Annotated in this window: 14 protein-coding genes; 10 read left to right on the forward strand and 4 right to left on the reverse strand. The window is 45.2% G+C overall.

Annotated elements, in window-relative coordinates; genetic code table 11:
• Window positions 1–116: 116 nt before the first annotated feature.
• Together RIM23_RS03825 and RIM23_RS03830 are read right to left on the reverse strand one after the other, a co-directional pair.
• Window positions 117–485: a hypothetical protein gene (locus RIM23_RS03825; protein ID WP_446364599.1), complete on the reverse strand. Its 369-nt coding sequence runs from the start codon at window positions 483–485 to the stop codon at window positions 117–119.
• Between the two features lie 133 nt (window positions 486–618).
• Window positions 619–819, reverse strand: a complete 201-nt coding sequence (locus RIM23_RS03830) for a hypothetical protein (RefSeq protein WP_446364601.1) — start codon at window positions 817–819, stop codon at window positions 619–621.
• 323 nt (window positions 820–1,142) lie between these two features.
• Here RIM23_RS03830 and msrA point away from each other — a divergent pair, with 323 nt between their 5' ends.
• Window positions 1,143–1,805, forward strand: coding sequence for a peptide-methionine (S)-S-oxide reductase MsrA (gene msrA / locus RIM23_RS03835; protein ID WP_446364603.1), 663 nt, complete (start codon window positions 1,143–1,145; stop codon window positions 1,803–1,805).
• A gap of 557 nt (window positions 1,806–2,362) precedes the next feature.
• On the opposite strand, the gene RIM23_RS03840 is transcribed toward msrA, so the two are convergent.
• Window positions 2,363–2,485 carry a hypothetical protein gene (locus RIM23_RS03840; RefSeq protein WP_446364605.1) on the reverse strand — a complete coding sequence of 41 codons (123 nt, stop codon included), beginning with the start codon at window positions 2,483–2,485 and terminating at the stop codon, window positions 2,363–2,365.
• Window positions 2,486–2,736: 251 nt separating this feature from the next.
• Here RIM23_RS03840 and RIM23_RS03845 point away from each other — a divergent pair, with 251 nt between their 5' ends.
• The 8 genes from RIM23_RS03845 (at window position 2,737) to RIM23_RS03880 (ending at window position 9,286) form a co-directional block, all read left to right on the forward strand.
• Window positions 2,737–3,231, forward strand: coding sequence for an RRXRR domain-containing protein (locus RIM23_RS03845; RefSeq protein ID WP_446364607.1), 495 nt, complete (start codon window positions 2,737–2,739; stop codon window positions 3,229–3,231).
• A gap of 227 nt (window positions 3,232–3,458) precedes the next feature.
• A complete protein-coding gene (locus tag RIM23_RS03850) occupies window positions 3,459–6,116 on the forward strand; it encodes an EAL domain-containing protein (RefSeq protein WP_446364609.1) in 2,658 nt (885 codons plus the stop codon).
• 356 nt (window positions 6,117–6,472) lie between these two features.
• The gene (locus RIM23_RS03855; RefSeq protein WP_446354873.1) at window positions 6,473–6,892 is read left to right on the forward strand and encodes a XisH family protein; all 420 of its coding nucleotides are present in this window, start codon (window positions 6,473–6,475) and stop codon (window positions 6,890–6,892) included.
• Window positions 6,880–7,215, forward strand: coding sequence for an element excision factor XisI family protein (locus tag RIM23_RS03860; protein ID WP_446364611.1), 336 nt, complete (start codon window positions 6,880–6,882; stop codon window positions 7,213–7,215). The genes RIM23_RS03855 and RIM23_RS03860 overlap by 13 nt, the downstream gene beginning before the upstream one ends.
• A 233-nt stretch (window positions 7,216–7,448) precedes the next feature.
• Window positions 7,449–7,733, forward strand: coding sequence for a type II toxin-antitoxin system TacA family antitoxin (locus RIM23_RS03865; RefSeq protein WP_446364596.1), 285 nt, complete (start codon window positions 7,449–7,451; stop codon window positions 7,731–7,733).
• Window positions 7,734–7,869: 136 nt separating this feature from the next.
• On the forward strand, window positions 7,870–8,244 hold the full coding sequence (locus RIM23_RS03870) for a GNAT family N-acetyltransferase (RefSeq protein WP_446364614.1): 375 nt from the start codon (window positions 7,870–7,872) through the stop codon (window positions 8,242–8,244).
• A 398-nt stretch (window positions 8,245–8,642) separates the two neighbouring features.
• Window positions 8,643–8,855: a hypothetical protein gene (locus RIM23_RS03875; protein ID WP_446364616.1), complete on the forward strand. Its 213-nt coding sequence runs from the start codon at window positions 8,643–8,645 to the stop codon at window positions 8,853–8,855.
• Window positions 8,855–9,286, forward strand: coding sequence for a type II toxin-antitoxin system VapC family toxin (locus tag RIM23_RS03880; protein WP_446364618.1), 432 nt, complete (start codon window positions 8,855–8,857; stop codon window positions 9,284–9,286). The genes RIM23_RS03875 and RIM23_RS03880 overlap by 1 nt, the downstream gene beginning before the upstream one ends.
• A 273-nt stretch (window positions 9,287–9,559) precedes the next feature.
• Here the strand turns inward: RIM23_RS03880 and RIM23_RS03885 are convergent, their stop codons facing one another.
• The gene (locus RIM23_RS03885) at window positions 9,560–9,700 is read right to left on the reverse strand and encodes a hypothetical protein (RefSeq protein ID WP_446364620.1); all 141 of its coding nucleotides are present in this window, start codon (window positions 9,698–9,700) and stop codon (window positions 9,560–9,562) included.
• 410 nt (window positions 9,701–10,110) lie between these two features.
• Here RIM23_RS03885 and RIM23_RS03890 point away from each other — a divergent pair, with 410 nt between their 5' ends.
• Window positions 10,111–10,419: a hypothetical protein gene (locus RIM23_RS03890; protein WP_446364622.1), complete on the forward strand. Its 309-nt coding sequence runs from the start codon at window positions 10,111–10,113 to the stop codon at window positions 10,417–10,419.
• Window positions 10,420–10,532: the final 113 nt, after the last annotated feature.

Consider the following 10,532-nt stretch of genomic DNA (forward strand, 5'->3'; position numbering starts at 1 on the left):
CTGGAGTTATCTAAATTAGGCTCAATACTTGGTAGTTTTCTACGGGTGTTTGGTTTAAGTATTGCCGCAAGGATAGATAATTGTAAGGTGTGTCGCGGAACTAAGAATCCCCGCACTTATAGGGCGGGGAGTGTCAAAATAACCAAAGACCCTTCCCCTAAGTTGGTTTCCTCACCATCCAGACCAATATTCCCGCCTACGCCGATATAACTGCGTCCCAGTATTTTTAGGGGATTAATCACAGGGACTTGTGCCACCTCTGGAGTGGCGGCGGCGACAGTTTGGGGTTGAACTAAAACCAGTGTGGGCTGGGCATTATCGGTCGCTGAGCCAGAAGATTGAGTCGAGTCAGAGGGAGTAACGGTTATATAACCATAGTAGGCGGAGTCTGGCGTCTGGGCTTGAGCGGATAAACCACTACAAAGCAGGGACGAAGCTGTGAAACCGAATAACCAGGAAAAAAGTTTTGCCAAGTTCGGTTGCATGGTTGTTCACTTTTGGGTTTAGGAAAATCATGCCACAATTCAACCTACATTGGAAGGTGAAGATGAATAAGTTGAACCTTTCATCCTCACCTAACATTCCGATAGAATCCCTGGTATTCATACCAGGAAGATGTCAAGCTGCTGGTAGTAACTCTCTACTACTATGCTGGATTTGAGCCAGAATCTGCATCGCTTCTGTCAAATTCTCACAACGATAGTTGGTTTTGAAGTAAAAGGGTTTCAGGCGCTCGTTAGTTATTTCAGCCGGTTCCCAAATGATCAGCTTTAAGGGTTTTTGGGGATTGTTCGTTGCACAAAGTGAGTGGAGTATCATCGTAGTATGCACCTCAATCGGTAGAATGCTCTGGGTTCGGAATCCAGATTAAGCCTCCCACAGCCAGATGGCTGACAGCTATCAGGAATTTCCCAGGGTCTTTACAAAACTACATTCACTCCGGTGTCTATCAGGACGTTTCATCAAATCTTTACAACCGGGGAGTAGAGGAAGCAGGGGGAGCGATTTCCTAATCAACAAAGACGAATGACGTAGCTTGCTTCTTGTCGGGAAGCGAGTATGACGAATGACGAATCCCCAATCACCAATCCAAAATATTAAGTAAAGTAAAGATATGGCAGCAAAATCGGAGTCGTAATTCTATGGTGTTATTTGGATTTGGCGGATTTGGCAAAAAGCTCAGCTTACCTAAACCCGAAGAGGCGTTACCGGGGCGGGAAGAGCCCATAGCTGTCCCAGCAAACCACTATGTCAACGGCAATCCTCTCAAACCCCCTTACCCCGATGGTATGGAAATGGCGATGTTTGGGATGGGCTGTTTCTGGGGGGCTGAACGCAAGTTTTGGCAACAAGAGGGAGTGTTTGTTACGGCTGTGGGTTACGCAGGCGGGATAACGCCTAATCCCACCTATCAAGAAGTCTGTACAGGGATGACAGGTCACAATGAAGTCGTGCGCGTCGTATTTGACCCCCAGGTGATTACTTATGAGCAATTGCTGAAAGTTTTCTGGGAGAGTCATAATCCCACCCAAGGGATGCGCCAAGGAAATGACACGGGAACTCAATATCGTTCGGGAGTTTATACCTATTCCGAAAGTCAAGGGAAACTCGCAGAAGCCTCACGAGAAGCCTATCAAAAAGCGCTGAGCGATGCGGGTTATGGAGAAATCACGACAGAAATCGTTGATGCTCCAGAGTTCTACTATGCAGAAGGCTATCACCAGCAATACTTAGCCAAGAATCCCAATGGGTATTGTGGGCTAGGCGGAACTAACGTGACTTGTCCGACGCCAGTGGCACTGTAGAGATAATAGAAGCGTAGGGGTACGACATGTCGTGCCCCGACTGATGGTTGTAGTGGTTCAACGAGTAAGCCAGCCTAAGATCAGGTCCGTCTCTCACCGTTATCATTTCCTTTTCCCTTACACCTTATTTCTTACTGCAACTTGGTATAAGGATTGAATAGCAAGACTTCATCAGTCTTAAGTCGTATAATTGAAGTAATAGGATAAATTTTTGTTAAGTCTTGAACTCAATCGTCCCGCCGTTTATTTTCATCAAAATTAGGATTTTGGTTGGGTTAAATTAGGGGGATTTAGGTGGTTTTCTAGAGAATCATCACAGCTTAATTGTGATTTAAATCAATTGACCCAGTGATTGAACATACAAAGAAATACTGAATTATTCATAACAATAGAAAATAAGCAAATGGTGGGCTAAGTCAAAATGGGGAGCGCTCGCCGAGCCAATAACCAAACAACGGCGATTTTCCAGGTCAGTGACAGCTAGGAACTAGACAGAACATTTCCCAGTCAAAACTCGCTCTGAGCAGACGAGGAACTCAACATCTGACCCAACCGACTTATGGCTCAACATCTTCCAGCTGAGGCTGGATGTAAGGGTTGCATCTATCGTAGAGCATCAAACAAGTGCGATTATTCACATCGATATCAATATCGGTGACAATCGCGCCCTGTGAAAGCATCTGTCAGGAACCCCACGGCTATAGGTTCCGGGGGCTTGGAATTTGCCCATACCTGACCAGAAGGCTAGAGCATTCTAGCAGCCGTTATTAGGGAGAGTTAAAGTTCTCACCTTGGGATACGTGCCAGTCCTGAGCTACTGAAATTCCAGCATTAAACAGGTGTACAAGGGTTAAGCCAGTGTGTTGGGAAAAGTACCGCCTAATAACAACTTCGAGGCAAACTTTACCCTGGAAACAGGAGATTAAAACTTATGTTCGTACTTGTTGTAGATAAAAACCGAAAACCTCTTAATCCGTGTCATCCAGCACGGGCGAGGAAGTTTCTCAAATCCGGGAGAGCGGCTGTGCTACGACGCTATCCGTCTCGTCAAGAGTTTCCCAAGACTCATTGGCTGGATGCTGCCTGCGTTGGTAAATCAACTCCAGATAAATTACAGGTGTTGATAGACAAGCCGCTCACTATCACTTCTACGGGTCATGGTACTCGCCAGATGTGTCGCACTGATAAGTACGGATTTCCTGTCCGTTATGTCCCCAGAAATAAGTTTGTTAAGGGCTTCCAGACGGGCGATATCGTCAAAGCGATTGTGACTAAAGGCAAAAAGATAGGAGCTTACATTGGTCGTGTCGCTGTACGAACTACAGGTAGCTTCAATGTCTCAACAGTCAATGCTTTAGTTCAAGGTATTAATCATAAATATTGCAGTCATGTACACGGGAAGGATGGATACCGATACAGCTTTTAAGGAAGTCCTGTCGGACTGCTGTCTATGTAAGGGGGCGAATTCCGTTCGGACTTCGGACGTTCGGCGATGCTCAGTAGAGCCGCGTGAGCGCTCAGACTTCGGCGAGCGCTCAGTCGAGCCGTCGAACGCTGACGCTCACGGCGGAAGCCTCCCCATACATAAATGACAGGGGTTTCCATTCGTCCCCTTACCAACCCCGATTTTCGATGATAAAAGGATTTTAGTACATGTCCGAACAATTCCGTCTGTTGCAATCTCTGATTCCGGCGATCACCAACGTTCCAGATTTTCACTCAGCACTGGATCTGGTGCTGCATCGCGTCTGTGAAGTGACCCATTGGGATTATGGTGAAGCATGGCTTCCGACTTCTGATTCTCGTCGTTTAACCTGTAGCCAAGCCTGGTATGGTGATCCCTGTGATCTGCTACCATTGCGACGCACCAGAGAAATGCTAACATTTGCCCCCAATATCGGCTTACCTGGACGGGTGTGGACATCAAAACAGCCAGAGTGGATTGACCAAACAAAGACAGATGGGATTGATCCTGATACCGAATTCACTCTTGTTAGCGCGACGGATCAGCCGCAAGAGTTTCAAGCTGGAGGCGCGATCCCCATTCTCCTCGATGATCGCTTACTCGCTGTCTTAACATTTTTTACCCGCCACTCTCATCCCAGCGATCGCCAATGGATGGAGTGGGTGGCTGCGATCGCGATGCAGTTGGGGTTGGTGATGGAACGCCAACAATTAACCGAACAACTGCACCAGCAAGAGGAATTTAATCAAAATTTAGTCGAAACCCACGGTGGCTTTTTTGTCGCCATTGACCCCCAGGGAAAAACTCGGATGATGAATCCCAGATTACTGGAAACGTTGGGTTATACCCTGGATGAAGTGAGGGGAACAGATTTTGTGACCACGTTTCTTCGAGACGTTGACCGCAAACCCTTTGCCAAATTAATCAAAACCCGTCGGGAAAAATCAGAATTAAAATCGCCCACTGTACATCAAACCGGAGTCCTGACCAAAGAGGGTCAAGAACTTTGGGTAGAATGGCGTAGCCAACAGGTTTTTAAGAAAAGTGGTGAACTTGACTTCTTGTTTGCCATCGGACGGGATCAAAACGAACATTGTCTCACCCATCAAGAAACAGCCCGTTTAGCCTCGTTTCCCCTATTGACCCCCAATCCCATTGTCGAAATTGATTTAGTAGGGCGTGTGCGTTATCTCAACCCAGAAGCCATGCGCTTGTTGCCCGAATTATTAGATAGTGAAGCTGAACATCCATTTTTGGCAGAAATGCCCTCGATGATTCGGTTGATGCAGCAGCAAAGTTCCTTGAGACGCGAGATAAAAATTGGGGAAATTGTTTACGAACAAGTCCTGCATTACGTTCCCGAAATTGAGTGCATTCGCATTTATGCCTTAGATATTACCGATCGCAAACGAGCAGAAGAACTATTATTGTTTAATGCCTTTTATGATCGCCTCACCGGACTGGCGAACCGCGCCTTATTCATGGATCGCTTGCAGCAAGCCGGACGACGCGCCCAACCGGGTCAAGGGGAGAACCGGGATTCTCCATCCTATCGATTTGCCGTGGTGTTACTCAATCTCAATCGCTTCAAAGTCGTGAACGAAAGTTTGGGGAATCATTTAGGGGATCAAGTGCTGCAAGAGTTTGGACAGCGCATACAAAACTGCTTGCGTTCCACGGATACCGTTGCCCGTTTAGGTGGTGATGAGTTTGCTATCCTGCTAGAGGGGATTCAGGGGGTTTGTGATGCCATTCAAGTGGCAGATGCGATTGAGCAAACTTTGACATTACCCTTTAACCTGGAAGGGCGGGACGTGTTCATGACAACCAGCATTGGCATTGCCCTAAATACGAGTCGCGATCGCAGAATTTTATCCGCTGAAGACATACTCCGTAACGCTAATACTGCCATGCATCGCGCCCGTTCCCAAGGCAAACCGGGCTATGCCATCTTTGATAACCAGATGTTGAGTCCCACGGTTGATCGATTACAGATTGAAACCGACATGCGGCGTGCGATCGAACGGCAAGAATTTCAAGTCCATTATCAACCGATCGTCTCCCTACTCACCCATCAAATTACCGGCTTTGAAGCATTATTACGTTGGCAACATCCGCAACGCGGGTTAGTATTTCCCGCCGAATTTATTCCCATCGCTGAAGAAACCGGATTAATTATTCCCATGGGGTGGTGGATACTGCGAGAAGCTTGTCGCCAACTCAGTGTTTGGCAGCAGCAATTTCAAAGTCCCCAACCCTTGACGATGAATGTTAATTTGTCCTGTAAACAGTTTATGCAACCGGATTTATTGGCGCAAATTGACCAAATCTTGGAGGAAACCAATATTGCAGTTGGCAGTTTAAAGTTGGAGATTACGGAAAGTGTGGTCATCGATAATCCGGAACTGGTCAAAGATTTACTTTTGGAATTGAAAAAACGGCAAATTCATCTGTGTATTGACGACTTTGGTACGGGTTATTCCTCCTTAAGTCGCCTGCATAATTTTCCGATTAGTACGTTGAAAATTGATCGCTCATTTATCAGTAGAATTGGTGCGTTAGGTGAAAACTCGGAAATTGTTCAAGCGATTATCACCCTCGCCAGAACCATGAGTATGGATGTGGTTGCTGAAGGAATTGAGTTATTAGAACAAGTTTCGCCTTTAGTGGCGTTGCAATGTCATTATGGTCAAGGATTTTTATTCTCAAAACCCGTAGACAGCGATTGCGCTAGAGAATTACTTCTAGGAAAATCGGTTCAGTTGGAGCGTCAGTTGAGTCATTCAGTGAGCGTTAGAAATGAAGTCAAAAGTTCTGTATCTGTAGAGGATGATCTAGGACAATAATTTTATCACTGTTTTCTGATATTAGCCGACATTATATATATGTCCGGAATTGTATTAGCTAACTGGGCGGTTGAAACCGCAGCTATACAAACAAAACCCGCCTGCGCGGGTTTCCACACCCCTAGCTTTTCTCTCTTTCCTTGTCCTTCAATCTTCAAAATCCTTTGGCACTCTAACTCATAGCGGTTTCTGTGGAAGTGCGATCGCGTTGTTTAATGGCTAGAATCTTGATCGGGTTTGGGTTAAGGCTTGTATCCTTGGTATGAGGCGATCGCACATCACTATTGGCTTCCAGAGCTTGTGCAGCTAAACGCTCAACGTGGTACTTTTATGGATAGCCTAGAAAAACTAAGGAAATGTCTGCCAAAGACGTTTATCATAATACTGTGAAAGCTGCCTTGCAAAAAGATGGCTGGACAATTACTCACGACCCTTTAATCCTAGAATTTTCACGGGGTCGGCAATTAAGGATTGATCTAGGGGCAGAACAAATCATTGCTGCCCAAAAGGATAAGACACGCATTGCTGTGGAAGTTAAAAGTTTCCTAGCACCTTCTACTATTTCTGAATTTCATACGGCTTTAGGACAGTTTTTGAATTACCGTGTTGGACTGAAACTTAAGGAACCAGAGCGAAAGCTATTCTTAGCAGTTCCTCTGGAAATCTACCAGGATTTTTTTTCGGAAGAACTGACTCAACGCAGTGTGCAGGAGTACCAAGTTAGCTTGCTAGTTTTTGACCCTAAAGATGAGGTAATTGTGCAATGGAGCGATTAGAAATTTATCGTAAACTGGTGCAACAAGTTTTAGCAGAACATAGCCACTTCCAGTCATCCTATGGTGAGGTTGAAACCTTTCCTGTGTTCGATACAGAACGCGACCATTATCAGGTGGTTAGCGTTGGTTGGGAGAATCGTCGTCGGGTTTATGGTTGCTTGATTCACATAGATATTAAAGGGGACAAAATCTGGATTCAGCATGATGGGACAGAAACGGGTGTGGCGAATGAGTTAGTTGAGCTGGGGGTGGCTAAACAGGATATTGTGCTGGGGTATCATGCTCCCTATGCACGTCAATACACGGAATTTGCTGTTAGCTGACAAGAGTAGCGATCGCACGTCCTCATCACCAAAGCTAATGGCGTAGCAGTTGACTTGACAACTATAGAGGAGAAGTGACATGGATGTGGTTATTCCCAAGGACATTGTTGCAGCTACAAAGATGTCGAAAGCTCAACTGAAACTAGAAATTGTCATTATGCTCTATAGGAACTTGTGTGGACATTATCCGCCCGAATAGCTAGACTGTGAATTAAACGAACTAGAGAGTCAAGATGCCGGAAACCTCTCAACCTAAAGATAGCCGGATTGATTTAAGGGTCACTCAAGAGCAAAAAGAACTCCTAGAACGGGCAGCCGCCTTGAAAGGAGTTTCTTTAAGTGCTTATACTCTTTTTTACTTGGTTCCCATCGCTAGACAGGAAATAGATGTCCATGAAAGGCTAGTTCTGTCAAATCGCGATCGCGAGTTATTTATGTCTGTGATGGAAAATCCGCCGCAACTGAAGGGAAAGCTCAAAGCCACTATCCAAAAGTTTCGGGACAAGTATGATAAGTAGTGAACCGAGATGGGACGTTCTGCCTATTTAGAAAAGATATCAACGAGATGCTTTTGACTGTGGCTATCGAGTTCTCAATGAATATCTCAAGAAATACGCTCGGCAAAACCATCAAAAGGGAATTGCCAAAACCTTTGTGGCTCTTCCAGCATCAGGCGGACTAAAGGTGGATGGTTACTATACTATCAGCGCCAGTGTCATTGAGTACGAATCTTTTCCTGAATCTTATCAACGAAAGATACCTGCCTATCCAATTCCCGCTACGTTAATTGGTAAATTGGCAGTGGATAATACTGTTAAGGGGCAAGGTTTGGGAGGAGAACTTTTAGCCGATGCTCTTTATCGTATTGTTCGTGCTGCTCAAGACATTGGAATTTTTGCGGTTAGAGTTGATGCAATAGATTTACAGGCAAAGGAATTTTATCTTAAACATGAGTTTATTCCGTTTCAAGATCAAGAACTTTCTCTTTTCTTGCCCTTGGAAAGCATTGCTAGAGAGTTTGATTTCTAGTTTTACACATCTGTTGCTACTGAATCTAAATTGTCCTTTGGTGACAGTGGATGATCGCCAAGGGAATGGTATGATTGCCAGTGGTGTCATCGTTAAACCTATAATTGACTTCTCACCTGTATGATGAAATACACAGATGCGATCGCGTGGACGTGATGTCTAGAATCTTAATCGGGTTTGGGTTAAGGGTTGTATCCTTGGGTGTGAGCCTATCACCTTTGAGAGTGGGAACGGCAATAGATTAGAATTGTAGGGGCGCACCGACGTGCGCCCTTTTACCCTACCGACGTGCGCCCTTTTACCCTACTGACGTGCGCCCGACTTAACCGTAAAATCTATCTACAGGCGATCGCCTACAATGCCAGAATAGTTAATCGAAGAAATTGGAGAAGTCTAGCATGGCATCAGCAAAAATAGTAGATATGACGATTGATGACATCAAAGCCTTGATTACTGAAGTGGTGGATGAAAGGTTGCACAACTGGTGGCAACAATCAAGGGATAATCGCTCTATTGAAGAGGTTTTAGCGGCTATGGATCGTTTGAGATGGACACCACCTCCTGGCTCTCCCAGCACGACTGAATTATTGCACGAGGATCGAGTCCGCTAATGGCAATCTATGTAGTGGATGCTAGTGTAGTCGTTCAGTACGCTATCACCCAAACTTATACGCCAGAAGCACGAGTCTTAGTCGCTCGGATGTATCAAGGAGATCAGTTGTGTATCCCAGAATTTTGTCTGCTGGAATGTGTTAATGTTCTGTGGAAAGAGGTTCGGTTTCGGGGATTGCCGAAAACACAGGCTGAACAGATTGTTGGTGAATTGCTGGCGTTATCATTCCGGATCATGCCAACTGTTCATCTTTTGCCTAGCGCCTTACAAATCGGTTTGAGCTATCAATTGGCTTTGTATGATTCGCTGTATATTGCATTGGCTGTTGATCTAAATTGTCCTCTGGTGACAGTAGATGATCGCCAAAGGAATGGTGCGATCGCCAGTGGTGTCATCGTTAAACCTATAACTGACTTCTCTCCTGCATGATGAAATACACGGATGCGATCGCGTGGACGTGATGGCTAGAATCTTAATCTGATTTGGGTTAAGGGTTGTATGCTTGAGGTGAGGCGATCGCACTTAGGGAAAATAGCGATCACCTTTGAGAGTGGGAACGGCTGCCAATACTGCTCGGATAAGCCTTTTTTGGGAACGATGAACCACGATGATATTTCAAGGGTTTCATCCTCATCGAGTTTTCTTAACCGAGCAGTATTGAAACGGCTGCACAATGAAACAGACTATTAGTAGATGGGTACTCTAGGCAATGACGGAAATGTCACTACTAATCAAAGGCAAATTTGTTGAGAGGATCGCAAACTGTACTTGATCTGTGCTGCCAATCCCATCAACATCAAAGAACATTGCCCCTGTAGATGAGTTGTACAGTTGGTCTAACAAATCACTGGAGAAAACTTTTTCTTAGAGTTTTCTCATTGAGATACGGTATAACTTGAGATGTTTATTGAAAAAGTCCCTCAAACTTATCCAGATAATTCCTTTTTGCTGGTGCTGTAGCTACTCATGCTTGGTGCTACTTGTGCTTGAGAACCTTTCATTAATGAAAACATTAAGTTGAATTTTTCTAAACGTCGTTACAGTAAAGTTATGGACTTCCAGAGAAAAGTCAGTTCAGCTAAAGTCAGGTCAACTCCCCCAAACCCCCTGAACCTGCCCGCCCATACCTCCCATTGAAAAAATCTATTCTTCAGATAAAAATCAGAAATCCTGTAAAAACAGGCTTTTCCCAAAAAGTTCAGGTCAGTTCAGGTATAATCAGCTCACAAGTGTGGGAATATGGGTGGCAAAAAATGAATAGTGAACAAGCCATTGAAGTCGTCAACGCAACGATTCGTGCCTTCACAGGCAGAGGACTCAGTGAAGTCGAGACCGCCATCCTCCTGGGTTCACTGCAAAACCAAACCTACGAACAGATAGCCGAATCCTCTGGCTATGCCATCAGCTACCTCAAGCGCGATGTCGGTCCTAAACTCTGGAAACGTCTCGGACAAGCCTGGGGAGAACCTGTCAGTAAAACCAACGTTCAAGCCGCACTCAAGCGGCAAATCCCTACTTTACCCAGCCCCCCCTTCCTCACAAGGGTAGGTTTTTTACCTTGACGGTATAATGGGGGTAAGACTTGGAAGACCTGGAGGGAAAGTGGACAAGGAAGAAGACAAAAAAAACATAAAAACTCATGAAGATCTTATTATCTCTTCAATTAGCGTTTGAT

It is taken from the genome of Coleofasciculus sp. G3-WIS-01, assembly GCF_040223135.1.
Taxonomy (GTDB): Bacteria; Cyanobacteriota; Cyanobacteriia; order Cyanobacteriales; family Coleofasciculaceae; genus Coleofasciculus.